Here is a 25,741-nt window from a genome sequence, read left to right as displayed (position 1 = left end):
TAGTGTCTTGGGATTTTTCCACCGACCCCGAATGGGCCGATCAGCTGAAGTGGGTCGAGGAGTTCGTGCGCTCGGAGTGCGAGCCCATCGACTACATCGTCAAGGAATCGCATGACCTCAACGACCCGGTACGCCAGGCGCTGATTCCGCCGCTGCAGCAGATCGTCAAAGATCGCGGGCTGTGGGCCACCCACCTCGGCGCGCACCTCGGCGGTCCGGGCCACGGCCAGGTGAAGCTGGCGCTGCTCAACGAAATCCTCGGCCGGTCGGAATGCGCGCCGATCGTGTTCGGTTCGCACGCACCGGATTCGGGCAACAGCGAGATCCTCGCGCATTACGGCACGCCCGAGCTCAAGCAGCGCTACCTTGAGCCGCTTCTGGACAACCGGATCATCTCCTGCTTCTCGATGACCGAACCGCAGGGCGGTGCGGACCCCAAGATCTTCGAGACCACCGCCGTGCAAGACGGTGACCACTGGGTCATCAACGGCGAGAAGTGGTATTCGTCGTTCGCGTCGAAGGCGTCGTTCATCATCGTGATGGCGATGACGGATCCGGACGCCGCGCCCTACGACCGGTATTCGATGTTTGTGCTGCCCGGGGGTACCCCCGGCATCAACGTGCTGCGCGATGTGGGCCTGGGCTACCAGCCCCTCGGCGGTGGCGGACGCGAGGGCTACGTGCGCTACGAGAACGTACGAGTCCCGGCCGATCACATGCTCGGCCCGCGCGGTGGCGCATTTGTTGTGGCGCAGACTCGCTTGGGCGGCGGCCGAATTCATCATGCGATGCGCACCGTCGGCCTGGTGCGGCGGATCTTCGACATGATGTGCGAGCGGGCGGTCTCGCGCTACACCCAGGGCAGTGTGCTGGCGGACAAGCAGATGGTGCAGGAGATGGTCGCCGATTCCTGGATGGAGATCGAGGCGTTCCGGTTGTTGACGTTGCAGACCGCATGGAAGATCGACCAGTACAACGACTACAAGGCGGTGCGTGCCGACATCTCGGCGGTCAAGGCCATGATGCAAAAGGTCCTGCATGACGTCTCGGCGCGCGCCCTGCAGATCCACGGCTCACTGGGCACCAGCCATGAGATGCCGTTCGTGCAGTACCTGACCGAGTCGTTCGTGCTCGGGCTGGCCGACGGCCCCACTGAAGTGCACAAGGTGACGCTGGCCCGGTTGTTGCTCAAGAACCGCGAACCGGCGCCGGATCTGTTTCCGTCCGAGCATCTGTTGCGATTGCGGGCGGCCGCCGAGGAGAAGTTCGCCGACCGGCTGGCCGGTATTCCGCGCGACTAACTCAGGTATTCGCGCGCCTTGGTGAGCAGGGCCGGCAATCTCGCGGCCATGGCCTCTACACCCGGGTCGGGTGTCGCGCGGCGCCGGTTGTGTTTGACGATCAGTGCCCACGTCGCCGTCGACTTGAAGCAGGCCAGTGCCTGGAACCAGCCCAGGTGTGATGCCTCGCGCGCCAACGCATTCCGGTAGTCGTCGATGAGCTCGGCCACCGATGGCGTCGTGCCACGGTAGGGCGTGATCCGGTCGTAGGTGTCCGGGTCGGAGTTGATCAGGAACCAGCCGGCGTCGACGCGCGGGTCGCCGATCGACCAGATCTCCCAGTCGATGACGGCACTGATGCCCTGTTCGTCGGCGAGCAGATTGCCCAACCGGAAGTCGCCGTGCACGATCGCCGGTGCGATCGCGGGCGGGGTGGATCGGCGCAGCGTGTCCGCGATCGCTTCCCAGCCTGGCACCAAGTTCGGGTCCACCGTGCTCAGGGTGCGACACCACTTGTCGACCTCGGCGGCCGGCGCCACGACGGGTTCGTCGGCGAGGCCGAGAGCAGCGGGGGACAGCCGGTGCAGCGCGGCCATCGACCGGGCGGCGTGCCGGAAGCGTTCGGCGACGTCGGTTGCGGGTCCCGCCTCATCGGTGTCGAACAGCGGCTCGACCGACGTCCCATCGGTGAACGACATCACGAACAGCGGTGGGATGTCAGGTGGTTCGCCGCCGTCGTCGAAGATGATCTCGGGAACCGGGACCGCGGTCCCGGCCAGCGCGCGAACGATCCGGGCCTGCCGGAGTACGTCGCGGTGCGCGATGGGTGCCAGCCCAGGTGGGGCGACTTTCACCACGACGCGCCGTCCAGCGAGGTCTCCGGCGAACGTCAGGCTGGACGCCCCGCCGGCCAACGGCCGCAGCCCCGAGATGCCCTTCGGTGCGAGTCGGTGCTGGAGTTCGCCGAGTAGCTCGGTGGTCAGTGCAGCACACCGATCTCGCGCAGGAACGTCTGCGTGTGCGCGATCCGGCCGGTCATCGTCGCCGGGTCGCCGGTACACAACTCCAGTGCGGTCCGGGTGATCAGGTCGATGTCCTCGGTGTCGGTCTTGGCCAGGTCCAAGGTGCCGGCGCCGGGAGTGGCCACCGGGTTGGTCGGTGCGGCGGCATTCACCGCGATGCCGTCGTCATACAGTTCGGCGGCAAGGCTTTTCGTCATCCGATTCATCGCCGCCTTGACCGTGCCGTAGATCCCGAACCCGGCGGTGCGGTCGAACTCGGAGAATGGCGGGCCGGGCGGCAGGTCCCCACCGACCGAGGTCAGGTTGAGCACCCACCCGCGGCCGCGCTCGCGCATGGCGGGAATCGCGAGCTGAGTCAGATGCAGCGGTGCGACGACATGCATCTCCAACATCAGCTTCATCCGCTTTTCCGGAAAGCCGTCCAGCGGACGCAGGAACGTCACCGCGGCGTTGTTGACCACGATGTCGGGGGAACCGACCTGCGCTATCGCCTCGGCGAATAGCCGCTCGCGGTCCTCGGCACTGGACAGGTCCGCCGCGATGGCGATCGCGGTGCCCCCGGCATCGGTGATCTCTTCCTGGGTCTGCACCAGGGAGCCGTCGTACTTCGGATCAGGTTGCGAGGTGCGGGCGGTCAGCACCACCGTGGCGCCCTCGCCGGCGAGTCGCTGCGCGATCGCCTTGCCGAGGCCCCGGCTGCTGCCGGTCACCAATGCCACCTTGCCCGCACACCGTCCTGACACGTCAGTCGGCTCCTTCCGTCACATTCCGAGAACCGGTTCTCCGAAAGCGAGAATCACGTTACCCCCGCGGCCCCGGCCAAGACTTCGGGGCCGTACTTGCCGGCGATGAGGGTCCACGGATCCGCATAGTGCCCACGGCCTTCGTGGCGCCGCTGCGCAGCCAGCGCCAGGCGCATCACCGGCCTGATGAGTGGGCCCGCCAGTCCGAGTGCGCTCCGCAGTGCGCCACTTTGTGACCCGGCCACCCAGTCGACCGTCTCGGACCAGGGGTGCTCCTGAAAGTCCAGCAGCGCTTGGGATTCCGTCGTGTCGTACCAGCCGGTGAAGCTCCAGCCCCGATCGTCGTCGGGGTCACCGGGCAGGCTGGCGCCTGCACCGAGGCGGCCCAGACCCATCGCTGACATCATGCCGTCTTCGACATCGCGGTGCGTGTGCACGTGGGTTTCGTCGCCACCGATCAGCAGCACTTTGCCGGAGATGGCCTTGGCACGCTCGACGCCGTTGGCGAAGGCCAACCCGACATCTCGGGCATCGACGGTATGCAGCCGATTGTCGCCCGGCGTCGCGCGCATGAGCACCAGGTAGTCGCTGTTCATGCTGCCCGCGGCATCGGGGGAGATCACGCCGGCCAGGCGCAGCATCGCGTACGGAAGACCGCTGTCGACGATCGCCTTCTCGGCGAGTACCTTGTCCTCGCCGTACTGGTCAATGGGATCGACTGGTGTCTGCGGAGTGATCAGTTCGGGGTGGCGATAGGGATTGCGCGAGCCGTATACCGAGGCGCTGGATGCCAGCAGCACGATCGGTGGGTCGGGCAGTCCGGCGGCCGCCGTGACGAGGGTCGCAGTGCCGCCGACATTGATTCGGCGGGCCAGCTTGGGGTTTCGATAGGACGCCGGCGCGATCATCGCCGCCAGATGCACGATCGCGGTGGGCGGCTGCTCGTTGACCAGCCGCCCAACGGCTTCGGGGTCGAGCAAGTCGGCGTATACCGGCCGCAGGGTCCCGGGATGCCCAGCGGCCGCCAGTCGCGCCGCGACGGCCTCCGTTGCCGGGGTCTGCAGATCGGTGGCGATGACGGTGTGTCCGCGGCGCAGCAGAATCTCGGCGCAGCGTGAACCGACCTGACCGAACGCCCCGGTGACCAACACTGTGTGCTCCGACATCAAACCATGCCTCGCTTTCGTGCCAGCCGCGCCGCAGAGTCCCGCAGTCGCGGTGAAAGTCTTACGGAGAAAACGGGATTGAAGACGTCTTCACGCAGCCGGGTGAGTTTCGACGTCTTGATCCGCCACTGACCGTCGGTCTTCTCGTAGGTCTCGTGGTAGTGGCCGTAGCCCTCAAGGTTGACCCCGGGGGCCAGTCGCACGATGTCGTTGAGTGCCCAGATGCCCGTCGCTGTCGATGGCGACGTCAGTTCGATCTCCGGGGCATGCACCTGATGCACCGTGGGTTGCGACGGCTTGCCCAAGGTTGACCGGAGGAACGCGACGAACTCATCGGCGCCGGTGATGAGCACGCCGCCCGACGGAGTGGTGTCACTGACGAAGTCGTCGGTGAAGATGTCGCGCCAGCCCACCCAGTCCTTGGTGTCGAGCAGACGGCAATAGCGCGCCTTGAGTTGCTTGATTGCTTCGATATCAGCCCACGAATCTTGTTCGGCCACGGGCACAGGCTAACTAACGTCTCCGCCCGCGAGTGGCCAACTGATACAGCCGTACCCGATGTGATAGCCGTTCGACGTAAACTCTCGCGAATGGCAAAGGCATCGTCTCCAGAGCGGCGGGGCGGCCGGCCCACGCAGGCCGAGGCTGCGGCGCTTCACCACCGGCTGCGAGAGGCCGCGGTCAAGGTGTTCCTGGAGAACGGCTACGACGCGGCGACGATGGTCGCGATTGCCGACGCCGCCGGGATCACCAAACCCACGTTGTATGCCCGCTACCCCGACAAGCGCGCGGTCTTCCTCGACGTCATTCCGTGGGCATTCAGCAGGGCCGTGCAGGTCGACACGCCCAACACCGCTGAGGACGAAGATCTGCGTACCGCCCTGGTGGCCGTCGGCCGAGGTGCGCTTCGTCAAGCACTGAATCCCGACATCGTCCAGCTGCACAAGATCGCACGCAATGAAGCGCATCGCTTTCCCGAATTCGGGCTCAGCGCAGAGTCACTCGGCTGGGCGAGTCGCCAGCAGCAGGTGATGGACCTGCTTTCGCGCCACGTCGAGGCCGGCGCCATCGACGTCGACGACATCGAGCTCACGGCCGAGCACTTCCTGGCCATGGTCGAGGTCTTGCCCGCGCGGCTGGCCGATTTCGGCCTCTATCGCACTCGCAAGGAGGAGCAGCGGCGTCTGCTGCACGCGGTGGATCTCTTCCTGCGGGGCGTGCTGACCCGATAGTTCCGCTTAACTTTACGGTCGGGTATAGTTAGCGCGTGGCAATGACGCTGTCGGTCGTCGACATCAAACCCAATATCGCCTCCGAAGTCCGTGCGACCAAGGCTGAACTTCTCAGCGGCATTCACGCTGAGACGCTGCGTGACCTGCTGGAACGTCGTGGCGTGCTGGTCTTCCCGCAGATCGGGTTCAGCGATGACGAGCAGGTCGAATTCACCAGGACGTTGGGCACATTCGCTCCCGAGCGCACCGGTGAGCAGGTCTACTCCGTCACGCTGGACACGAACATCAACGAGCTCGCGGATTACCTGAAGGGCTCGCTGTACTGGCACCTCGACGGAACGATGAACGACGTGCCGATCCGCGCTTCGCTGTTGTCCAGCAAGGTCGTGTGCCCGGACGGCAGCGGTGACACCGAATTCGCCAATACCTACGCGGCCTACGATGCGCTCGACGAGGCAGACAAGCAGGCGCTCGAGTCACTGCGGGTGATGCACTCGGCATGGAACACGCTTTTCTACTATGAGCCGGAACCGAGCTTCAAGACACTGCGGACGATGATGGCGATCGGCGATCGCGAGTTGCCGCTGGTGTGGAATCACCGCTCCGGGCGCAAGTCGCTGGTGCTGGGATGCACCGCGCGCCACGTGGTGGATATGGACTTCAGGAAGAGCGTCGAACTCCTTGTCCGCTTGCGGGATTGGGCCACCCGCCCCCAGTTCGTCTACCGGCACAGCTGGTCGGTCGGCGACCTGGTCATCTGGGACAACACCGGCACCATGCACCGCGCCACGCCCTACGACCCTGCGTCCGGTCGGCTGCTGCACCGCACCAAACTGGAAGGCGAGGAAGCCTTTCACTGATGGATGTCTCGCCCGCCGCATTCCTGCGCACGACGCTCCCGTTGGATCTGTCGTGCCTGACCGACCTGGATAGCGGTCGCTACCATTCGGTCTGGCTGCCCGACCACATGGTGAGCTTCTGGCCCGATGCCCTGTGGACACCGGAATTCACGGACCTGGCAACCGTGTCGCCGTCACCGCACCGCCATCTCGATGGCATGGCGGTTGCCGCGGCGGCGGCCGTGCTCACCACGACCGTGTCCCTGGCGACCAGCGTCGTCGACACCGTTCGTCGCCACCCTGCCCTGCTCGCGCAGAGCGCACTGACCGTCGATCACCTGTCTCGGGGACGATTCATCCTCGGTCTCGGCAGTGGCGAGACCGAGAACATCGTGCCGTACGGCTTCGAGTTCGCCAAGCCTGTCAGCCGCTTCGAGGAGGCGCTGAAAGTCATTCGCCTGCTGTGGGATAGCCCAGGTCCGGTCGATTTCGATGGCCAGTTCTACCGGCTCGAGGGCGCCCGGCTGGACACCGAGCCCTACGAAGGCCGGTTCCCGCCGATCTGGATCGGTGCCAGCGGACCGCGGATGCTCGAGATCGTCGGGCGCTATGCCGACGGCTGGTGGCCGGCCGGCGCGTGGACGCCCGAGCACTACGCGGAGATGCTCGGTGCGGTTCGCCGATCGGCCGAGCGCGCCGGGCGTGACCCGATGGCGATCACCCCGTGCTTTGTGCAGGTGTGCCTGATCGGCGAGGACGACGCGGCGATCGAGCGGATCGTCCGCGCGCCACTGGTGGCGAGCTTTCTCCTGCAGGTCTCGGCAGAGGTTCTGCGCCGCTTCGGCTTTGAGCATCCGATGGGTGCAGACTGGGGCGGGTTCCACGACATCAATCCGGCGACCATGACCCGCGAACGCATCCTCGATTTCCTCGATCGGGTAAACCCGGAGGCGATTCTGGCGGTGGTCCCGCACGGCACGCCCACCGAGGTGGCGCGCATCATCAAGTCGTATGTCGATGCCGGGCTTCGGGTTCCCAAGATTCTGGACTACAGCACCATGGCAGGTCTGGAATTCGGTGCCGCGTCGGCGGCCAATGTGCGTAGGACGGAAGACGAATTGCTGGCCCTGTGTGGAGGACGATCATGACCGGTGAAGGACAATCATGACCGTGGGATTGGATGCCGCAGGCCTGCTGGCCCAGGCGCTGTCCGAGACGAAACACGACGATTTCGGTGACCCGACCCTGCCGGAGCGGTTCACCGTGGCCGTCGAGCATCTCAACGGTATCGGACTGGACGCCAACGGCATTGCCGAAGCCGAGCGGGTATGCCACTGGCTGCTGACGTCACGGCTGGAACTGTTCGCCGACCGGACCCGATTCCCGATCGCGGATGAGTCGATCGACCGGCCGATGTTCGTCACCGGCGAACCGCGCTCGGGAACCACGCTTATGCATGCCCTGATGTCGGTGGATCCACACGGGCGCGCGCTGCGATTCTGGGAGGTCATGTATCCGTCGCCGCCTCCCGGTTTGGCAGGCCCCGATGATCCACGCCCGGACAGGGCCGACGCCGACTGGCGCGAGATCAACGCCAAGATGCCCAAATGGCTGCACAGCCACCCATACAACGACATGCTCGGCGACGGCCTCCCCGAGGACGAACGCACCTGGGCCTTCGACTTTCGAGTGATGACTCCCACCGCGTGGTGGCGGGTGCCGATGCAAACGCTGGTGGGCGGCCTGCCGACCGATCCCGCGGCGCAATACCGCATCCACAAGGCGATGCTGCAACAGTTCCAATACTCCCGGGAGCCCAGGTACTGGGTGCTGAAGGGATTCCACGGCTTTCGCCTCGAGGCGTTCTTCGATACCTACCCCGATGCCAACCTGTTGTGGTTGCATCGCGACCCGGTGCAGGTCGCAGCATCGCGGACGATGATGATGGCCGACATCCTCGATGGCATCGTCGGTGCGATCGATCTGCACGTCGAGGCGAAGAAACATCTCGAGATGACCCGCGCCAGCATCGCTAACACGATGACGTCGGCCATGGTGGATGATCCGCGGATCATGCACATCCCGTACACCGAATTCATCGCCGACCCGGTCCGGGCGGTGCGTGGCTACTACGCCTTCTGCGGACGCGCCCTCACCGACGCGGCCGAGGCCGCCATGCGGGACTACCTGGCCGCCAACCGCGGCGATCGCTACGGCAAGTTTCGCTACTCCACGTCCTTGCTCACCGATATCGGTGAAGATCTCGATGATCTGCACGCCGAATTCGCCTCGTTCCGTCAGCGGTTCGGCGTCCCCATCGAAAAACGGGACTGACGATGCACGAGCGGGTGTCGGTCCACGATGTCACTTTTCTCGGGGCGAGTCCCGCTGAATTACAGCGCAATTGGACGGCGTTGGGCGCGCGGCGGCTCAGCGTCATCGACACGCAATTCCTTGATCCCGAGTTCCAGCGCGTTCTCGACGGCGGCGATTATCTGATACACGCGATCTGCCACGTGTTCGGATCCAGCCGGGTGCCGGCGGAGGTGTCGTCGATAGGCGAAGCCCGCGCCGCCCTGTCCCGGCTGATCGAGATGGCCGCCACCACCGGAGCAACCTGTATCTACCTGCTCACCGGCGGTCGCGGCGAACTCAGCTGGGAGCAGGCGGCCGAGAAATTCTCCTCTGCGATCGAGCCGTGCACGCGCGAGGCGTCGGCGGCCGGTGTCAGCCTGGCCATCGAGAACGCGTCCAGCCTGTATGCCGACATCCACCTGGCGCACAGCCTGCGCGACACCATCACCCTCGCGGAGATGGCCGGGCTCGATATCTGCGTCGACCTCTTTCACTGCTGGGCCGAGGCCGACCTCGGGGGGTTGCTGAGATCGGCACTTCCGCGGACACGCCTCATCCAGTTGAGCGACTATGTGCTGGGCGATCGCGCACTGCCCGCCCGGGCGGTGCCCGGCGACGGTGCGATTCCGATCGAAGCCGTTGTGGCCCAGGTATTGACCGAGGGCTACCAGTACGGTTTCGACCTGGAGCTGATCGGTCCACGCATCGACGCGGAGGGGCGATTGGCTGCGGCCCGGCGCGGGTGCGAGGCGGTCGGCGCGATGCTCGACCGCCTGGGCGACTGAGGACAGGAGAAGACCAATGGCGTTCGGCGATGGCGCGGACGACGCAGCGCTCGACCGTGCGTGGGGCGAGTTCTGCGACCGGCTGAAGGCCGCGGGCAAGCACGCGTTCAAGGACGTCAACGCGACCTCTGACGTCCAGCGCACCGACGCCTTCCGGTTCCTGACCCAGAATCTGGGCCAGGCCTTCGATCTCGCGCTGGAGACCCGTGATCCGCGGTATCCGCTCATCCACGCGTTCTGCAACCCCACGCGCAAACTCGGCGGCGACTGCGCGGACTTCACCTACCAGCAGGCCTGGATCGACGGCGAGTCGACGTACCGGATCAGTGGAACACGCGGGACCGCAAGGTTTTTCAACGTCACCGTGCAGGGCGCGCGCCCATCCGGCCCGCAGGTACTGCATGAGCCGTTCGGTGATGTGCCGCAGGCCAATGTGTTCGGTCATCAACTCCACGTCGAACCGGATGGCACGTTCGAGCTGTACATCGGGGGAGCCGAACGCGAACCGAACTGGCTGCCGACCACCGCCGAGTCGCGCAAGCTGTTCATCCGTCAGGGCTTCGACCGCTGGGACGAGCGGCCCGGCCAGCTGCGCATCGAACGCGTCGACATGGTTTCGCCCAAACCGGTGCCGACGGCCGCGGCGATGGTCGACGCTTGTGCGTGGGCGGGCGATTTCGTCACTGGCTTGATGACCAGCTGGCCCGAATTCCCGTTCACCTACGGCGGTGTCGACAGCGAACACCCGAATCAGTTTCCGGCCATGGATGCCACCGAGGCCGACGGCAAGCGCGGCCGGACCGCCGCGAACATGTACTGGGAGTTGGGCTCTGACGAAGCACTCATCGTCGAGTTCGATGCCCACGAGGGCCTGTGGATGGTCACCAACATGGGGGCGTTCTTCACCAGCATGGACTTCCTCTACCGCCCGGTGAGCTACACACCGAGCCGCGCGTCGACCGACGGTGACGGCAGGGTCCGGCTGGTTCTCGCCCACGACGACCCGGGCGTGCACAACTGGGTGGACACCCAGGGCTTCGAACGCGGCAACCTCACCTACCGGCACATGCTCGAGGGGCAGCCGGCAGTATTGACCACCCGGCTGGTCAGCCGGGCACAGCTCGACGATGCACTACCGCCGGATACCAAGCGGGTCAACGGTGCTGAGCGCACCGCTGCGCTATGGGAGCGTTTCAACGGTGTGCGCGGCAGGTTCCCGCTGTGAGATCACTTGGCGCGGTTCATCACCCGGTCGGCGGCGGCCCAGTGCTCTTCGGACACCCACAGTTCGGCGAACGCGTCGATGGCTTCGGTGGGCGTCACGCCGGCAATCACCCGCTTGATCCGGCCGGCCGGTCGGTTGGCCAACGACCGTGCCAGCGTGCGCCATTCGTCGTCGAACGAGGTGCGGGGGACCACCCGGTCGATCAGCCCCCAGCGTTCGGCCTCGCCCGCGGTGAGCACCGTGCCCGATCCCGCGAGCAGCAAGGCCTTGCTCTTGCCGACCAGCGCGGCCAGCCGCTCGGCGCCGCCCCAGGCTGGCATGATCTCGAGGGTCACCTGGTTGAAGCCGATCTTCACGTCGTCGGCCGCGATCCGGATATCGGCGGCGACGGCGACTTCGGCTCCGCCGCCGAGCGCGTGTCCGTTCAGCGCGGCGATGACCGGGGCTTCGAAGCCGGCGATCCGGTCACAGATGGCGCGCATCCTGGCCGCCATCGCGGCGGCTTCCTCGGTGGTGCGCAGCGCGGCGAGCTCCTTGAGGTCACCGCCGGACACGAAGGCCCGGTCGCCGCCGCCGCGGATCACCAGGGCCTGTGCGCCGGCCGCGGCGTCGAGCGCCTCTTCGAGTTCGCCCATCGTGGAGAGCGCGATGGCGTTGCGGGCATGCGGCCGGTCGATCGTGAGGACCGCGAGTCCGTCGCTCCACTCCAGATCAACCATTTCGTTCTCCAATTTCGGTATTGGCATTCTCGATGCAGGAGAATAGCATCGCCATGCGGAGGTGCTGGTAGTTGAGAAATATCCCGGTTGAGCTGAGCAAACGCTACATCGAGGAGGGTTGGTGGACACCGGACACCCTGGGTGAGCTTCTCGCCCGAGGGCTGGCGGCCAACCCCGACACGGGGTTCTGGGTGCACTCCGCGGTGCGTCCGTTCAGCGGAACGTTCCGCGACGTGGAGACCGCCGCGCGCCGGCTGGCCGCCGGGCTGCGGGCTCGCGGGGTCGGGCCGGGCGACGTCATCGCCTTCCAGCTGCCGAACTGGGTCGAGGCCGCCGTGACGTTCTGGGCGTCGGCCTTCCTGGGCGCCGTCGTGGTCCCGGTCGTGCACTTCTACGGTCGCAAGGAACTGACCCACATCATCGGGACGGCACGCCCGAAGGTCTTCATCACCACCGAGCAGTTCGGTCGTATGACCTTCCATCCGGATCTGTGCGCCGAGGTCCCGATCGTGGGCCTGGTCGGGAAAGACTTCGACGAGCTGCTGGCCGATGAGCCGATGGTCGGCGAGCTGCACACCGATCCGGCCAGTCCGGCGCTCATCGCCTTCACCTCGGGAACCACCCGTGACCCCAAGGGTGTGATCCACAGCCACCAGACGCTGGGATTCGAGACCCGTCAGCTGCTGGAGAACTATGCGCCGGATCGGGGCAGGCAGATCACTGCGACCCCGGTCGGCCACTTCATCGGGATGGTCGGGGCGTTCCTGATCCCCGTGCTCGAGGGTGCGCCCATCGACCTGACCGACGTCTGGGATCCGGGCCGGGTGCTGGAATTGATGGAATCCGAAGGCATGTCGATCGGCGGCGGCCCACCGTATTTCGTCACCAGCCTGCTCGACCATCCCCAGTTCACCGAGTCGCACATGAACCGCATCAAGCATGTCGGGCTTGGCGGTTCGACGGTGCCGGTCGCGGTGACTCGTCGGCTTGCCGATCGGGGCGTGCACGTGTTTCGGTCCTACGGCAGCACCGAGCACCCGTCGATCACCGGCTCACGCCCGGACGCCGCCGAAGACAAGCGGTTGCTCACCGATGGCGACGCCCGACCCGGCGTCGAGGTACGCCTGACCGAGGAGGGTGAGATCCTTTCCCGCGGACCGGATCTGTGCCTGGGTTACACCGACGACGCGCTGACCGCGAAAGCCTTCGACTCCGACGGCTGGTACCACACCGGTGACATCGGCGTCCTCGACGAGGACGGCTACCTGACGATCACCGACCGCAAGGCCGACATCATCATCCGTGGCGGGGAGAACATCAGCGCACTCGAGGTGGAGGAGCTGTTGTTGAGCATGCCCGCGGTGGCCGAAGCGGTGGTGGTGGCCGCGCCGGATGCGCGCCTCGGTGAACACACCGCAGCGGTGTTGCGCGTCAAGGAGGGGCACGCCATGCCGACGCTGGCGGACGTGCGGGCCCACTTCGAGAGCTGCGGCGCTGCGCGGCAGAAATGGCCCGAGGAGCTGCATGAGGTGGCCGACTATCCGCGTACCGCCAGCGGCAAGGTGCAGAAGTACCTGGTGCGCAAGGGTATTGCCGCCCAGTAGGCGTTCAGACCGCACTCAGGGCGAAGTTTTCGCGAAATCCTCGCCCTGCTTGCGGTCTCAACGCCAGGCCTGGCGGACTCGGCGCACGATGTCGGGCTTCCGGTGACCGGCGAGCACTCTGACGCGGCGCCACCCGACATGGGTGATGTATTCCGATCGGACCACGTCGTCGCCGTAGATGCCTCGATCAAGGCGATGCTGCTCACCGTCGTATTCGACGGCGAGCATCACGTCGGGCCAGCCCATGTCGAGAAAGTAGTGCGAATAGCCGCCCGGCCTCGGCACCGGTATCTGGGTCTGCGGGCGCGGAAATCCCGCACTCATCAACAGCAGTCGCAGCCAAGTCTCGCGCGGCGATTGTGCGCCGGCATCGACCAGCTCCATTCGGCGGTTCACCTGCCGCAGACCCTTGACATGCGGATGGTTCTGCGCGATCTCGAGGACGTCGTCGACGGCGAAGTTGGTGGCTGTGGCCAACGCGTCAAGCCGCTCGACAGCACGGCCCGCGGGGCCTCGTCGGGCGAGGTCAAACGCAGTCCGCGGGACGCTGGTGACGGAAATACCGCGCCGCGAGCTGATTTCCGTGTCAAGCAATATCTCTTCGCGAATCTGTACGCCCGCTGGGGATTTGCGGCCGGGCCAGTTCACTTCGATCACAGCGTCGCGATCAACCCATTTGGCGCCGTGCAGTGCCGATGCCGCAACCCCGGAGATGACACCCTGGCGCCGCGACCACAACCAGGTCGCGACAGTCCGGTCGTGCAGCGACGGTGCACACTTCGTGGTGTACACATCAGGCAGCATGCGTTGGTACCGCGCCCGCAGGTCGTACTTCGAAACTCTGCCCGCCGCCAATGCCTCGCTACCAATGAACACCTCCGCCATGACTGGAGGTTGGCATATGGAGCGGACTCACGCCTTCACCTATCCACAGCGGCACTGAGACCGGCCTGAGAGCGAAGTTTTGGCGGAATTCTCGCTCTCAGTGCGGTGTCAACGAGAAGCGGCGGCCGCCAGGCCCGCGCGGTAACCGAATACCATTGCCGGGCCCAGGGTTCCGCCGGCTCCACCGTAGGCCCGCCCGGTCACACCGGCCATCGCATTCCCCGCGGCGAAGAGTCCAGGTATCGGTTCACCGCTGACGTGCAGCACCCGGCCATCGCGGTCGGTGCGGGGGCCGCCCTTGGTGCCCATGGCGCCGATCCCCACCGGAACGGCGTAGAACGGCGCGGTGTCCAGCGGGCCGAGGGTCTGCAGCGCCGGCGTGGCCGCCGAGTTGTCCCCCCAGTAGCCGTCGTATGCGCTTGCGCCACGGCCGAATTCGGGGTCGCTCTCCTGGGCGACGGCGTCGTTCCATGCGGTGAGGGTGGCGGCCAGCCCGTCGGCGTCGATCCCGGTCTTGGCTTCCAGCTCGGCCAGTGTCGCCGATTCGTTGAACCAGTCGGGTGCGGTGGCGCCCGGCTCGATACCGAGGAATCCGTACTGCTTCAGGTGCTGGGCGTCGAAGACGATCCACGCCGGATCGTTGACGTAGCCGGCGCGTGGGTCGAGCTGATGGAACGGCCCGGACATCGAGTTGTACTCGCCGGCCTCGTTGAGGAAGCGCTTGCCGGCCCGGTTGACGATGATGCTGCGCGGCCTGGTGCGCTCCAATCGCACACTGCGGCTGCGCGGTTTGCCGCCCAGCGTGTCGCCCGGAATCTGGATGACCGGCACCCACCAGGCCTCACCCATGTTCGCGAGGTCGGCGCCGTGCGCCATAGCCATCCGCAGTCCATCGCCGGTGTTGTTCGGCGGTGACACCGGGCCCCGCAACGGCCCCCGCAGGTAGGCCTCGACCAGGCGCTCATCCCATTCGAACCCGCCGGTTCCCAGGATCACCGCGTTGTTGGCCTTGACCCGGATTTCTTTGTCGCCGAGCACAATCCGCACTCCGGTGATACCGGACGCCGACCCGATCAGCTCGACCGCACGGGCCTCGGTCACCGGGGTGACCCCGAGGTCGAGCAGGCCCTTGAGCAGGCCGGCGATCAGTGCGGTGCCCGCAACGCAGTAGTCGCCATCCATATCGTCGACGGCGGCGTGGATGCGCGCCCGCGTCTCGGCGTCGATTCCCACATTGCTGAAGTCGACGGGGAATGACGTGATGCGCGATGCCCATTCGCCCACCGTGGCCCGATCGAACGGTTTGGCGTTCAACGACCGCCCGCCGCCTGGCTGGCCGCCCGGCAGTTCGGGCTTGTAGTCGGGGAAACCCTCGGCGACCTCGAACTGCAGGGCGCTGTGCGCTTCGATGTAGTCCAGCATTGCCGGGCCGGTGCGCACGAAGGTCTCGACCAGGTCGTGGTCCATGACGCCGAGTGATTGGGCCTCAAGATATTTCAGCGCGTCGGCGACGCTCAGCTCACCGCCGGCGGCCCGGTTGTGCGCGGGAATCCAGACGATCCCACCCGAAACCGCGGTGGTGCCACCGACCGTCGGCGCCTTCTCGAACACCGCGACCGATGCGCCCTCGACATGAGCGACCAGTGCGGCCGTCAGCCCGGCGCCGCCGGTGCCGAGGACGACGACATCAGCTTCCTGGTCCCACGAAGGTGGGACGGAGCGGTCCGAGCCCCAGGTGTCCGCCATACTTCACTCCTGTTGCCGCACACGGGTATTGGTGTGTGCATATACCGAACGCAGGTGTTCGTTGTTGTCACGCTAATGACGTCGCTCGTACGGTGTCAAGCGCTCCGGGAACCGTTTGCCCAGTTCAGCGGGGTGCTTAACTCAGGACGGCGGACAGACGTTGGGCTGCCGTGATGGCCGCTTCGCGGCCGTTCAGCACCAGGTCTTCGCGGTGCGAGATCAGGTTGATGCAGGTGTGCGGCGCGGCAGGGGGCCGGTGAACCGGGACCGCGAGGCCGTAGGTATTGGGCTCGACCTCGCCGTGGGTGATGATCCAACCCTGATCACGTGCACGGGTCACCAGCGGGCGTTCGCTGGGCCGCGGCGGCATGCTGGCCAGCAAGGCGATCCCGGCCGCACCCTTGTCCAGCGGATAGCGGCTGCCCTCGTGGAATGACAGCTGATAGGACACCCGGGTCGGCACGATGACCGCGATCGCGACCTGTTGATCACCCTCGGCGACCAGCAGTGACACCGTTGTGCCGAGTTCGTCGGCGAGCCCGCGCAGGGTCGGCAGAGACAGTTCGCGGATGTTGTTGTCGAACGACGCCCCCAGCGCCGCCAAGCCGGCCGCGGCCCGGAATCGTCCGTCCTCGGCCTTGGCGACCAGCCGGTAGGAGGCCAGGGTGCTCAGCAGCCGGTAAGCGATCGTCCGGTGCACTCCGATGTGGTCGGCGACCTGTTGAATCGTCAGCCCACCTTTGGCCGCCGCGACCAGCTGCAATGCGTGTAGGCCGCGGGCCAGGGTCTGTGACCCAGGCGCAGCGTTGACTGGGCTTTCGGTGGGTGTCTGCGTCATGCCGTCCCCGTGCTTGAGGTGCGAAATCGGGTGCGAGCCACCCCGAAGTGCCTTGACATACAGCACTGCGAGAGTGATGCTCTTAAACTATCGCACGTCATTGTTCAATAATTACACATACCGCTTACAAAAAGCGAGAATCCCATTATCACCGACGATAGGGGCCACGGGGTGCCGGAGTTCGAAAGCGTCTGGAGCGATCTGCAGGGCGTTGCGTTCTCACAGGGTTATCTGGATGCCGGCGGAGTACGCACTCGCTACCTGCACGCCGGTGATCGGGGTAAACCCACACTGGTACTTCTGCATGGATCGGGCGGGCACGCCGAGGCCTACGTGCGCAACATCGAGGCGCACGCTGAACATTTCTCCACCTGGTCGATCGACATGCTGGGACACGGTTACACCGACAAGCCAGGGCATCTGCTGGAGATTCCGCACTATGTCGACCACCTCGCGGCCGTCCTCGACACCATCGGGGCGCAGCGGGCGTACATCTCCGGTGAGTCGCTGGGCGGCTGGGTGGCCTCGCGCTTCGCTGTCGATCACCCCGATCGGCTCGAGCGTCTGGTGCTCAACACCGCCGGTGGTTCGCAGGCCGACCCGGAGGTGATGAAGCGGATCATCGCGCTGTCGATGGCTGCCGCGGAGAACCCGAGCTGGGAGACCGTCCAGGCCAGGATCAAGTGGCTGATGGCCGACAAGTCCAAGGGCTACGACGACATCGTCGCCAGCCGGCAGCGGGTGTACCGGCAGCCGGGATTCGCCGCCGCGATGCGCGACATCATGGCCCTTCAGGATCCCGAGATCCGGCAGCGAAACCTGATGAGCCCCAGCGACTACGGTGCGATCACCGCGCCGACGCTGGTGCTGTGGACCAGTGACGACCCGACCGCCGACACGACAGAGGGCCGGCGCATCTCGGAGATGATCCCCGGCGCGCGCTTCGAGGTCATGGAGGGTTGCGGGCACTGGCCGCAGTACGAGGACCCCAAGACGTTCAACCGCCTGCACATCGACTTCCTCCTGGACCGGTGAGCATGGATGTCGACGTCGTCGTGGTGGGTGGCGGGCCGGTCGGCCTGACCCTGTCCAATGTCCTTGGCCTGCAGGGTGTCCGCACACTGGTGGTCGATGAGCGCGACGCCCTGATCGATTACCCGCGCGGGGTCGGCCTCGACGACGAAGGCCTGCGCACCTTCCAGTCCATCGGCCTGGTGGACGCCGTCCTACCGCATACCGTGCCCAACCAGATCCTGCGGTTCTACGACGGCAAGCGCCGGCTGCTGGCCGAGATGGCGCCGCCCGACGCGCGGTTCGGCTGGCCCAAGCGCAACGGGTTCGTGCAGCCCCTGGTCGACGCCGAGCTGTACAAGGGCCTCGACCGGTTCGACCACGTCGAGGTCGCGTGGGGTCATCCCATGACCTCGATCACCGAGACCGCCGACGGTGTCACCGTCGAGGTCTCTCCGGCCGACTCCGGGCCGCGAAAAATCAACGCCCGCTACGTCGTCGGCTGCGACGGCGGGCGCAGTGCCACTCGCCGCCTGATGGGGGTGTCCTTCGACGGGACGACGTCGTCGACCCGGTGGCTGGTCGTCGACATCGCCAATGACCCGCTCGGACATCCCAACAGCGAAGTCGGCGCCGACCCGGTGCGGCCCTACGTCTCGATCGCCATCGCCCACGGCATCCGGCGGTTCGAGTTCTTGATCCACGCCCACGAAACCGACGAGCAGGCCGAGGATCCCGCGTTCGTGGCGCAGATGCTCGCCCGGCTGGTGCCGTACCCGGACAAGGTCGACATCATCCGCCGCCGGTTGTACACCCACCATTCGCGCATCGCCAGCTCGTTCCGCAAGGGCCGCATGCTGATTGCCGGAGATGCTGCCCACCTGATGCCGGTCTGGCAGGGTCAGGGCTACAACAGCGGTATCCGCGACGCGGCCAACCTCGGCTGGAAACTGGCCGCGGTGGTCAAGGGACAGGCCGGCGACGCGCTGCTGGACAGCTACGACGTTGAGCGCCGCAAGCACGCCCGGGCCATGATCGACCTGTCGACCACCGTGGGCAAGGTGATCTCGCCGACCAACCCGCGCGTCGCGGGCGCTCGCGATGTGCTCATCCGCGCGGCATCACTGGTACCCACGCTGAAGCGCTACGTCCTGGAAATGCGCTTCAAGCCGATGCCACGCTACGAACAGGGTGCGGTGGTGCACAACGAGCCGCGCTCACCGTCCTCGGCGGTCGGCACGCTGTTCATCCAACCCCGCGTGGACACCCGGGAGCAGCAGAACGTCCTGCTCGACGATGTCATCGGGCCCTGGTTCGCCTTTGTGTGCTGGAGCAACAACCCCCGGCAATTACTGGGGGAGAGGGCGTTTGCCGCCTGGAAGTCGCTCGGCGCCGTCTTCGTGGCGCTGCGCCCGAGCACCCAGTTGCACTGGACCGGCCACGATGACCCCGACGTCCTGGTGGTCGGCGACCGTACCGGCGCGCTGAAAGCCTGGTTCGACAGCCACGAAGAGTCCGTGATGTTCCTGCGCCCCGACCGTTGCATCGCCGGCGCGTGCATCGCCCAACGCACACCTGAGCTGAGCGCTGCCCTGCTCGACAAGCTCACCCTGACCCCGGGAGTCACCGATGCCACTGGCCCTCTGCTGCATGTCGCACAGCCCGCTGCTGAATCTGCCGGGACCGTCGGAGGAACTGCTTGATGACATCAACGCCCGGCTTGCCGACACCCGCGCCTTCGTCGCGGACTTCGATCCCGAGCTGGTGGTCATCTTCTCCCCGGACCACTACAACGGATTCTTTTATCGGCTGATGCCGCCATTCTGTATCGGGACCGCGGCGCACGGCGTCGGCGATTACGGCACCCACGCCGGACCGCTGAACGTGCCCGCCGACGTGGCCAACGAGATGGCGGCCGCGGCATGGGAAGCCGGCGTCGACGTGTCCTTGTCAGCGGCGATGGATGTCGATCACGGCACGGTGCAGCCGCTCGAGGTGCTCTTCGGATCCGAAAATCTGCGCGCGGCTTCGCCCCCTATCATCCCGGTGTTCATCAACTCGGTGGCCACCCCGCTGGGGCCACTCAAGCGCACCAGGGCCCTTGGCACCGCGATCGGTGAATACCTGGGCACCTTGGGCAAGCGGGTGCTGATCGTCGGATCCGGTGGGCTGTCCCACGATCCACCAGTGCCGACGTTGGCGACGGCGCCACCGGCCGCGCTGGAGCGCATCGTCGGTGGGGCGCCGATGTCGCCGGAAGGGCGGGCGGCACGGCAAGACGCCGTAATCGCCGCGGCACACGATTTCGCGCACGGGCAGAGCCCGCTGCAGCCGCTGAACCCGGCCTGGGATCACGCCCTGCTGGACTTGATCGACACCAATCGGCTGGCCGAGGTGGACGGCTGGAGCAATGACTGGATTGCCCGTGAGGCCGGCAACTCGGCACATGAGATCCGCACCTGGGTGGCGGCTTTCGCCGCGATGGCGGCCCAGGGTGATTACCAGACGCAGCAGCGCTACTACCGCGCTGCTCCCGAGTTGATCGCGGGCTTCGCGATCCGGACGGCGGTGCTCGCGTAATGACAGAACCTTTCGATCACTCCGTCGATGTCCTCGTCATCGGCTCTGGCGCGGGCGGGATGACCGCGGCACTGCGCGCTGACGCGGCCGGGCTGGACACCCTGATCGTGGAGAAGTCGCCGAAATTCGGTGGCTCATCGGCACTTTCTGGCGGTGGCATCTGGGTGCCAGGCGCGCCGTCGCAACGCAAGGCCGGCTACTCGCCGGATCCGGACGGGGTGTTCGAGTACCTCAAGACCATCACCGGCGGTCTGGTCAGCGACGAACGGCTGCACGCCTACGTCGACGCCGCCCCCGAGATGATGGAGTTCCTGGAACAGTCCAGCAGCTGGTTCGACTTCGTCTGGAAGCCCGGCTATGCCGACTACTACCCGGAGCTGCCCGGCGGCTCCGAGCGCGGCAGCACCATCAATGTGCCCGAGATCGATCTGCGCAAGCTCGGCGAGGAGGAACAGAACCTGCTCGCGCCCCTGGCGCTGGCGCCCAAGGGAATCTGGTTCGCTCCCAAGGATCTTCGGCTGTTCTACCAGGTCCGGCAGAACTGGCGGGGCAAGGCCGTACTGCTCAAACTGATCTGGCGGATGTTCCGGGCCCGGGTGTTCGGCGACCGGATGGCCGCGATCGGGCAGTCGCTGATGGCGCGGATGCGGCTGGCGCTCAAAGAGAAGGACATCCCACTGTGGCTGTCGGCGCCCATGACCGAACTGATCACCGACGTGGACGGCTCAGAAGGACGGGTGGTCGGCGCCGTGGTGGAACGGGACGGCAAGCCGCTGCGCATCGCCGCCCGGCGCGGTGTGGTCGTGGCCTCCGGTGGGTTCGACCACGATATGGCGTGGCGTCGTGAGCACCTGCCGGTGCTGGAAAAGGACTGGAGCTTCGGCAATCCCGCGGCCACCGGCGACGGGATCCGGGCGGGTGAGAAGGTGGGAGCTGCCACCGATCTGCTCGATGAGGCGTGGTGGTTCCCCGCGATGTGCTGGCCCGACGGGCGCCTGCAGTTCATGCTCAACGAGCGCATGATGCCCGCCCAGTTCGTCGTCAACGGCGCAGGCAAGCGGTTCATCAACGAGGCCGCGCCGTATATGGATTTCGCGCACGCGATGATCGAGGGCCAGAACGCGGGAGTTGAACACATCCCGTGCTGGCTGGTCACCGACATCGCGTCGTTTCATCGGTATGTGGTGGGCGGCCACCTGCCGATCCCGAAAATACCGCTCGCCCCGGTGCCCACCGGCCGCAAGATTCCGCAGGCCTGGCTGGACTCCGGCATCGTGGTGGCCGCCGACACCTTCGGGGAACTGGCAGCCAAGATCGGCGTTCCGGCAGACGAATTGCAGCGCACCGCAGCCCGGTTCAACGAACTCGCCCGCAAGGGCCACGACGACGACTTCAACCGGGGCGACAGCGCCTACGACAACTACTACGGCGACCCGACGCTGCCCAACCCCAACCTCGCTCCGCTGGGCAAGGCGCCGTATCTGGCCTTCCAAATCATCCTCGGCGACCTGGGTACCTCGGGTGGATTGCTCACCGACGAGCACGCCAGGGTGCTCCGTGACGACGGCACCGCCATCGGTGGGCTCTACGCCACCGGGAACGCCTCGGCCGCGGTCATGGGCCGCAGCTACGCCGGCGCCGGCGCCACCATCGGACCCGCAATGACGTTCGGATACGTCGCAGCAGAACACATTTCCCATAACTCCAATCGAGAGGTAACGGCATGAAGATCTCCCTGTTCTACGAGTTCGCGCTGCCACGGCCGTGGTCCGACGACGACGAGCACCAGATGTTCCAGGACGGTCTGGACGAGGTCGAAGCTGCCGACAAGGCCGGCTTCTCCACCGTCTGGCTCACCGAACACCACTTCCTGGAGGAGTACTGCCACGCGACCGCGCCGGAGATGTTCCTGGCCGCGGCGAGCCAGCGCACCAAGGACATCCGGCTCGGGTTCGGTGTGATGCACCTGCCGCCGCCGATCAACCACCCGGCGCGTATCGCCGAGCGCGTCGCCACCCTGGACCATCTGTCCAACGGACGCGTCGAATTCGGCACCGGCGAAGGCTCTTCGGTCGCCGAGCTGGGCGGCTTCGGCATCGACCCGGCGGACAAGCGCACCATGTGGGAAGAGGCGCTGGAGGTGTCGATCCGCTGTATGACCGAGGCGCCGTTCACCGGGTTCAAGGGTGAGCACGTCGAGATGCCGCCCCGCAATGTCATCCCCAAGCCGCTGCAGAGCCCGCACCCACCGGTGTGGGTGGCCTGCACGCGTCCGTCCTCGGTGCAGATGGCGGCTCAGAAGGCCATCGGCGCATTGAGTTTCGCCTACACCGGCCCCGAAGCGCTCAAGGACCGGGTGGACGGCTACTACACCGAGTTCGAGGAGCAGGGCGCGCCCGTCACGCCGGCCATCAACCCCAACATCCTGGCCATCGGCGGTGACCTGTCGATGATGGTCGCGAAGAACGACGACGAGGCGCTGGCGCGGCTCGGAATCGGCGGTGGGTTCTTCTCGTTCGGCATCATGCACTACTACCTGACCGGGATGCACACGCCCGCTCGTACCGGGGTGTGGGAACTCTACGAGCAGGCAGTGAAGGACGACCCGACCCTGGCCTACGGTCCGGGCCGCGGTGCCATCGGCTCGCCGGATACGGTGCGGGAGTTCCTGCGCGGCTACGAGGCCAGCGGTGTTGACGAGATCATTCTGCTGCTGAATCCACGCAGCCACGAAGGCACGATGGAGTCGATCGAGATCATGGGCAAGGAGGTACTGCCCGAGTTCATCGAGCGCGACGCCAAGGCCGTCGCGGCCAAGGCCAAGCGTCTTGAGCCCGTCATCGAGAAGGTCGAGGCTCGTCGCCGGCCATCGGAGGCCCCCTTGTTCGACGAGACCTACTCCTTCGGTGGGCTGCCCACCGGCCGGGGTGGAAAGTTCACCGCCGGTGAGATTCCGGAGGCGATGGCCGAGATCAACGAGGGCCGCGTGAAGGCCGCGCAGTTGGAGAAGGAGAAGCGGGAAGCCAAGTAGCGCGTGTCTACCATCGATGATCTGCTGCGGTACGACGGCCGCCGTGTTGTAGTGACCGGCTGCGCGTCGGGAATCGGCGCGCAGCTGTGTGGTCAGCTCACCGATCTGGGTGCCGAGGTGGTCGGCCTTGATCTGCGGCCCCCGGCGCCCGGCGCCGTCGAGCTGAACGACTTCGTCGAGGTCGATCTGGCCGATCCCGGATCGATCGATCGGGCCGCGGCCGCGGTGAGCGGCCCGGTCGATGCGTTGTTCAACGTGGCCGGGGTGTCCTCGGGGATCGGGAATCCGTTGTTGGTCCTCACGATCAACTTCCTGGGCACCCGGCAGTTCACCGAGGCGATGCTGCCCAAGTTGGGACCGGGCTCGTCGGTCGTTTGCGTGTCGTCCCTGGCCGCGGCGAACTACCGTGAGAACCTGCCGCAGGTGGCTGCTCTGCTGGCGACGGGCTCGATGGCCGAGGGCATCGGTTGGTGCCACGACCATCCCGACGCATTGGCCGACGGCGGCTATCGGCTGTCCAAGGAGGCAATCATCGGGTACGCGGTGAGCAGTGCGGTACCGCTGGGCGCCAAGGGCATCCGGATCAACTGCACCGGACCGGGGGTGACCGAGACCCCGATCCTCGATCAGCTGCGATCGGCCTATGGGCACGACTTCCTCGACACCATTCCCAAGCCGCTGGGGCGGGTGTCGAACCCAGCCGAGCAGGCCGCGGTGCTGGTGTTCCTGGGCAGCAAGGCCGCCGGTTACATCACCGGGCAGGTCATCTGGGCCGACGGCGGCAACATCGCGGCGCGCCAAGCTGCCGACTACGAGAAGGGCTGACCAGTGGCCGATATGAGCGATTTCCGTCGGGTCGCCGACGACGTCCGTAACTGGGGCCGCTGGGGTGACGCCGACGAGCTCGGCACACTGAACTTCATCACGCCAGAGAAGATCGCCCAGGCGGCAGCAACAGTCCAGCACGGCAAGGTGTTTCCGCTCGGCGTCGACTTCGGCTCGTCGGGTCCGCAGGGCGCGTTCCATTACCGGCAGAATCCCATGCACGTGATGACGATCGACGGCGGCGACGCCAACACGCTCATGGAGTACGGGCCGAAATGGCTGCGCAATCCCGGGGCCGCGCAGTTGGGCGGGTACAGCAAGGCCGGGCCGATGCGGTTCAACGACGACATGATCATCATGCCGCTGCAGGCCGCCACCCAATGGGACGCGCTGTCGCACGTCTACTACGAGGACAAGCTCTACAACGGCTTTCCCGCGGAGTCGGTGACCAGCCTCGGCGCCTACTACCTGGGTATCGACAAGGTCGTCAGCAAGGGCATCACCTCGCGGGGCGTCCTGCTCGACATCGTCAAGCTGCGCGGCGTGCCGACCTATTGCGCGCTCGGCGAGCCGATCACGCCGGCCGAGCTCGACGAGGCGGCCAGGACGCAGGGCGTCAGCATTGAACCCGGCGATATCGTGCTGATCCGAACCGGTTGGTGGGCACGCTTTCTGGAGACCGGTGATGGTGGCGAGCCCGGCGCCGGCCTGGACTGGACCTGCGCGTCGTGGCTGGCCGACCATCAGGTGGCCGCCGTTGCGGCCGACAACCTGATGGTGGAGAACCCGGCGTCGGGGGTGGACGGTGCGATCCTGCCGATGCACATGCTGTGCCTGCGCGACATGGGCCTGATGCTGGGCGAGTACTGGAATCTCACCGAATTGGCCGCTGATTGCGCGGCCGACGGGCGCTACGAGTTCCAGCTCGTCGCACCGCCGCTGTCCGTCACCGGGGGCGTCGGATCGCCGGTAAACCCGATCGCGATCAAGTGAGCATTGCGCACCGGACCGTCGACGTCGACGGGCTGGCCACACATTTCCTGGAGGCGGGGGAGGGCGAGCCCGTCGTGCTGCTGCACGGTGGCGAGTTCGGGGTGAGTGCCGAAATCGGCTGGGAACGAGTCATTCCGGTGCTGTCGCAGCGCTATCGGGTGCTGGCGCCGGACATGCTGGGCTTCGGTGACTCGGCCAAAGTCGTCGACTTCACCGATGGACGCGGCATGCGGATCCGGCACATCGCGCGGTTGTGTGCGCTGTTGGGCATCGACTCGGCGCATTTCGTCGGCAACTCGATGGGGGCCATCAACCTGTTGGTGGACCTCACCTCGGCGGCTCCCGTGCTGCCGGTGCGCAGCGCGGTTGCGATCTGTGGCGGCGGCGAGATCCAGAAGAACCGGCACACCACCGCGCTGTACGAGTACGACGCCTCGTTCGAGGCGATGCGGGCCATCGTGGAGGCACTGTTCTTCGACTCCTCGTTCCCGGCGGATGAGGCTTACGTGCGGCGACGCTACGAGTCCAGCATCGCTCCGGGAGCCTGGGAGTCATTGGCGGCGGCCAGGTTTCGCCGGCCCGGACTGGATGCCCCGCCGACCCCGTCGAGCAAGCGGGCCTATCACCGGATTGACGTTCCGGTCCTGGTGGTCGAGGGTGCGGGGGACAAGCTGCTCCCGCAGGGGTGGGCCGCCGAGATCGCCGGGCAGATCACCGGGGCCCGCTCGGCCGTCGTCGACGACGCCGGTCATTGCCCGCAGATCGAACAGCCCGATGCGCTGGCGGACGTGCTGCTGACGTTCTTCGCCGAGGTGGGCGACTAGCTCGTCTGTCTCCTACGCCCAAACCGACATTACGCAGA

The 25,741-nt window shown here is 66.4% G+C and carries 24 protein-coding genes; 16 read left to right on the top strand and 8 right to left on the bottom strand.

Annotated elements, in window-relative coordinates; genetic code table 11:
• The first annotated feature begins 2 nt into the window (after positions 1 to 2).
• Positions 3 to 1,301: an acyl-CoA dehydrogenase family protein gene (locus tag SLQ31_RS24620; RefSeq protein WP_319436755.1), complete on the top strand. Its 1,299-nt coding sequence runs from the start codon at positions 3 to 5 to the stop codon at positions 1,299 to 1,301.
• On the opposite strand, the gene SLQ31_RS24615 is transcribed toward SLQ31_RS24620, so the two are convergent.
• From SLQ31_RS24615 to SLQ31_RS24600, 4 genes are read right to left on the bottom strand one after another with little or no spacing between them, the layout of a single operon-like run.
• On the bottom strand, positions 1,298 to 2,263 hold the full coding sequence (locus SLQ31_RS24615; RefSeq protein WP_319436949.1) for a phosphotransferase family protein: 966 nt from the start codon (positions 2,261 to 2,263) through the stop codon (positions 1,298 to 1,300). The two genes, SLQ31_RS24620 and SLQ31_RS24615, sit on opposite strands and share 4 nt — an antisense overlap.
• Positions 2,260 to 3,045, bottom strand: a complete 786-nt coding sequence (locus SLQ31_RS24610) for an SDR family NAD(P)-dependent oxidoreductase (protein WP_319436754.1) — start codon at positions 3,043 to 3,045, stop codon at positions 2,260 to 2,262. The genes SLQ31_RS24615 and SLQ31_RS24610 overlap by 4 nt, the downstream gene beginning before the upstream one ends.
• Before the next feature lie 53 nt (positions 3,046 to 3,098).
• Positions 3,099 to 4,211: an NAD(P)-dependent oxidoreductase gene (locus SLQ31_RS24605; RefSeq protein ID WP_319436753.1), complete on the bottom strand. Its 1,113-nt coding sequence runs from the start codon at positions 4,209 to 4,211 to the stop codon at positions 3,099 to 3,101.
• On the bottom strand, positions 4,211 to 4,711 hold the full coding sequence (locus SLQ31_RS24600) for a nuclear transport factor 2 family protein (RefSeq protein ID WP_319436752.1): 501 nt from the start codon (positions 4,709 to 4,711) through the stop codon (positions 4,211 to 4,213). Before SLQ31_RS24600 ends, SLQ31_RS24605 begins: the two co-directional genes overlap by 1 nt.
• 90 nt (positions 4,712 to 4,801) lie before the next feature.
• Between SLQ31_RS24600 and SLQ31_RS24595 the strand changes: the two genes are divergently transcribed.
• The 6 genes from SLQ31_RS24595 to SLQ31_RS24570 are packed head-to-tail and all read left to right on the top strand — an operon-like array spanning position 4,802 to position 10,647.
• A complete protein-coding gene (locus SLQ31_RS24595; RefSeq protein ID WP_319436751.1) occupies positions 4,802 to 5,443 on the top strand; it encodes a TetR/AcrR family transcriptional regulator in 642 nt (213 codons plus the stop codon).
• A 41-nt stretch (positions 5,444 to 5,484) separates the two neighbouring features.
• Positions 5,485 to 6,303 (top strand): TauD/TfdA family dioxygenase, encoded by an 819-nt coding sequence (locus SLQ31_RS24590; RefSeq protein ID WP_319436948.1) that lies wholly within the window; start codon positions 5,485 to 5,487, stop codon positions 6,301 to 6,303.
• Positions 6,303 to 7,430 carry an LLM class flavin-dependent oxidoreductase gene (locus tag SLQ31_RS24585; protein ID WP_319436750.1) on the top strand — a complete coding sequence of 376 codons (1,128 nt, stop codon included), beginning with the start codon at positions 6,303 to 6,305 and terminating at the stop codon, positions 7,428 to 7,430. Before SLQ31_RS24590 ends, SLQ31_RS24585 begins: the two co-directional genes overlap by 1 nt.
• A gap of 16 nt (positions 7,431 to 7,446) precedes the next feature.
• Entirely contained in the window at positions 7,447 to 8,616 is a 1,170-nt protein-coding gene (locus SLQ31_RS24580; RefSeq protein ID WP_319436749.1) for a sulfotransferase, read from the top strand.
• Positions 8,617 to 8,618: 2 nt separating this feature from the next.
• Positions 8,619 to 9,422 (top strand): sugar phosphate isomerase/epimerase family protein, encoded by an 804-nt coding sequence (locus tag SLQ31_RS24575; protein WP_319436748.1) that lies wholly within the window; start codon positions 8,619 to 8,621, stop codon positions 9,420 to 9,422.
• A 16-nt stretch (positions 9,423 to 9,438) separates the two neighbouring features.
• Positions 9,439 to 10,647, top strand: coding sequence for a DUF1214 domain-containing protein (locus SLQ31_RS24570; protein ID WP_319436747.1), 1,209 nt, complete (start codon positions 9,439 to 9,441; stop codon positions 10,645 to 10,647).
• 2 nt (positions 10,648 to 10,649) lie between these two features.
• On the opposite strand, the gene SLQ31_RS24565 is transcribed toward SLQ31_RS24570, so the two are convergent.
• Entirely contained in the window at positions 10,650 to 11,366 is a 717-nt protein-coding gene (locus SLQ31_RS24565) for an enoyl-CoA hydratase/isomerase family protein (RefSeq protein ID WP_319436746.1), read from the bottom strand.
• 71 nt (positions 11,367 to 11,437) lie between these two features.
• Here SLQ31_RS24565 and SLQ31_RS24560 point away from each other — a divergent pair, with 71 nt between their 5' ends.
• Entirely contained in the window at positions 11,438 to 12,970 is a 1,533-nt protein-coding gene (locus SLQ31_RS24560; RefSeq protein WP_319436745.1) for an AMP-binding protein, read from the top strand.
• 57 nt (positions 12,971 to 13,027) lie between these two features.
• Here SLQ31_RS24560 and SLQ31_RS24555 read toward each other — a convergent pair whose 3' ends face one another.
• The 3 genes from SLQ31_RS24555 to SLQ31_RS24545 form a co-directional block, all read right to left on the bottom strand.
• Positions 13,028 to 13,855, bottom strand: a complete 828-nt coding sequence (locus tag SLQ31_RS24555) for a hypothetical protein (protein WP_319436744.1) — start codon at positions 13,853 to 13,855, stop codon at positions 13,028 to 13,030.
• Between the two features lie 108 nt (positions 13,856 to 13,963).
• On the bottom strand, positions 13,964 to 15,601 hold the full coding sequence (locus tag SLQ31_RS24550; RefSeq protein ID WP_319436743.1) for an FAD-dependent oxidoreductase: 1,638 nt from the start codon (positions 15,599 to 15,601) through the stop codon (positions 13,964 to 13,966).
• A 136-nt stretch (positions 15,602 to 15,737) separates the two neighbouring features.
• Positions 15,738 to 16,439 (bottom strand): IclR family transcriptional regulator, encoded by a 702-nt coding sequence (locus SLQ31_RS24545; RefSeq protein ID WP_319436742.1) that lies wholly within the window; start codon positions 16,437 to 16,439, stop codon positions 15,738 to 15,740.
• 171 nt (positions 16,440 to 16,610) lie between these two features.
• Here SLQ31_RS24545 and SLQ31_RS24540 point away from each other — a divergent pair, with 171 nt between their 5' ends.
• The 8 genes from SLQ31_RS24540 to SLQ31_RS24505 are packed head-to-tail and all read left to right on the top strand — an operon-like array spanning position 16,611 to position 25,703.
• Positions 16,611 to 17,474, top strand: coding sequence for an alpha/beta hydrolase (locus SLQ31_RS24540; RefSeq protein ID WP_319436741.1), 864 nt, complete (start codon positions 16,611 to 16,613; stop codon positions 17,472 to 17,474).
• A 2-nt stretch (positions 17,475 to 17,476) separates the two neighbouring features.
• Positions 17,477 to 19,153 (top strand): bifunctional 3-(3-hydroxy-phenyl)propionate/3-hydroxycinnamic acid hydroxylase, encoded by a 1,677-nt coding sequence (locus SLQ31_RS24535; protein WP_319436947.1) that lies wholly within the window; start codon positions 17,477 to 17,479, stop codon positions 19,151 to 19,153.
• Complete coding sequence (locus SLQ31_RS24530; protein ID WP_319436740.1) at positions 19,101 to 20,030, top strand: 3-carboxyethylcatechol 2,3-dioxygenase; 930 nt, start codon at positions 19,101 to 19,103, stop codon at positions 20,028 to 20,030. The genes SLQ31_RS24535 and SLQ31_RS24530 overlap by 53 nt, the downstream gene beginning before the upstream one ends.
• A complete protein-coding gene (locus tag SLQ31_RS24525) occupies positions 20,030 to 21,757 on the top strand; it encodes an FAD-binding protein (protein ID WP_319436739.1) in 1,728 nt (575 codons plus the stop codon). Before SLQ31_RS24530 ends, SLQ31_RS24525 begins: the two co-directional genes overlap by 1 nt.
• Complete coding sequence (locus SLQ31_RS24520; protein ID WP_319436738.1) at positions 21,754 to 23,061, top strand: LLM class flavin-dependent oxidoreductase; 1,308 nt, start codon at positions 21,754 to 21,756, stop codon at positions 23,059 to 23,061. Before SLQ31_RS24525 ends, SLQ31_RS24520 begins: the two co-directional genes overlap by 4 nt.
• A 3-nt stretch (positions 23,062 to 23,064) precedes the next feature.
• Positions 23,065 to 23,886 (top strand): coniferyl-alcohol dehydrogenase, encoded by an 822-nt coding sequence (locus tag SLQ31_RS24515; protein ID WP_319436737.1) that lies wholly within the window; start codon positions 23,065 to 23,067, stop codon positions 23,884 to 23,886.
• 12 nt (positions 23,887 to 23,898) lie between these two features.
• Positions 23,899 to 24,879 carry a cyclase family protein gene (locus SLQ31_RS24510; RefSeq protein WP_413642921.1) on the top strand — a complete coding sequence of 327 codons (981 nt, stop codon included), beginning with the start codon at positions 23,899 to 23,901 and terminating at the stop codon, positions 24,877 to 24,879.
• Positions 24,876 to 25,703, top strand: a complete 828-nt coding sequence (locus SLQ31_RS24505) for an alpha/beta hydrolase (protein ID WP_319436735.1) — start codon at positions 24,876 to 24,878, stop codon at positions 25,701 to 25,703. Before SLQ31_RS24510 ends, SLQ31_RS24505 begins: the two co-directional genes overlap by 4 nt.
• The last annotated feature ends 38 nt before the right edge of the window (positions 25,704 to 25,741 follow it).

It is taken from the genome of Mycobacterium sp. RTGN5 (assembly GCF_033804465.1).
Lineage (GTDB): Bacteria > Actinomycetota > Actinomycetes > Mycobacteriales > Mycobacteriaceae > Mycobacterium.
This window is presented reverse-complemented; position numbering and strand designations above follow the sequence as displayed.

What these genes read in the sequence shown, in the direction of transcription:
- SLQ31_RS24570 (WP_319436747.1), top strand. Translation starts at nt 9,439, where the DNA reads ATGGCGTTCGGCGATGGCGCGGACGACGCAGCGCTCGACCGTGCGTGG.
- SLQ31_RS24590 (WP_319436948.1), top strand. Translation starts at nt 5,485, where the DNA reads ATGACGCTGTCGGTCGTCGACATCAAACCCAATATCGCCTCCGAAGTC.
- SLQ31_RS24605 (WP_319436753.1), bottom strand. Translation starts at nt 4,211, where the DNA reads ATGTCGGAGCACACAGTGTTGGTCACCGGGGCGTTCGGTCAGGTCGGT.
- SLQ31_RS24530 (WP_319436740.1), top strand. Translation starts at nt 19,101, where the DNA reads ATGTCGCACAGCCCGCTGCTGAATCTGCCGGGACCGTCGGAGGAACTG.
- SLQ31_RS24550 (WP_319436743.1), bottom strand. Translation starts at nt 15,601, where the DNA reads ATGGCGGACACCTGGGGCTCGGACCGCTCCGTCCCACCTTCGTGGGAC.
- SLQ31_RS24580 (WP_319436749.1), top strand. Translation starts at nt 7,447, where the DNA reads ATGACCGTGGGATTGGATGCCGCAGGCCTGCTGGCCCAGGCGCTGTCC.
- SLQ31_RS24520 (WP_319436738.1), top strand. Translation starts at nt 21,754, where the DNA reads ATGAAGATCTCCCTGTTCTACGAGTTCGCGCTGCCACGGCCGTGGTCC.
- SLQ31_RS24510 (WP_413642921.1), top strand. Translation starts at nt 23,899, where the DNA reads ATGAGCGATTTCCGTCGGGTCGCCGACGACGTCCGTAACTGGGGCCGC.
- SLQ31_RS24595 (WP_319436751.1), top strand. Translation starts at nt 4,802, where the DNA reads ATGGCAAAGGCATCGTCTCCAGAGCGGCGGGGCGGCCGGCCCACGCAG.
- SLQ31_RS24565 (WP_319436746.1), bottom strand. Translation starts at nt 11,366, where the DNA reads ATGGTTGATCTGGAGTGGAGCGACGGACTCGCGGTCCTCACGATCGAC.
- SLQ31_RS24525 (WP_319436739.1), top strand. Translation starts at nt 20,030, where the DNA reads ATGACAGAACCTTTCGATCACTCCGTCGATGTCCTCGTCATCGGCTCT.
- SLQ31_RS24555 (WP_319436744.1), bottom strand. Translation starts at nt 13,855, where the DNA reads ATGGCGGAGGTGTTCATTGGTAGCGAGGCATTGGCGGCGGGCAGAGTT.
- SLQ31_RS24585 (WP_319436750.1), top strand. Translation starts at nt 6,303, where the DNA reads ATGGATGTCTCGCCCGCCGCATTCCTGCGCACGACGCTCCCGTTGGAT.
- SLQ31_RS24545 (WP_319436742.1), bottom strand. Translation starts at nt 16,439, where the DNA reads ATGACGCAGACACCCACCGAAAGCCCAGTCAACGCTGCGCCTGGGTCA.
- SLQ31_RS24535 (WP_319436947.1), top strand. Translation starts at nt 17,477, where the DNA reads ATGGATGTCGACGTCGTCGTGGTGGGTGGCGGGCCGGTCGGCCTGACC.
- SLQ31_RS24575 (WP_319436748.1), top strand. Translation starts at nt 8,619, where the DNA reads ATGCACGAGCGGGTGTCGGTCCACGATGTCACTTTTCTCGGGGCGAGT.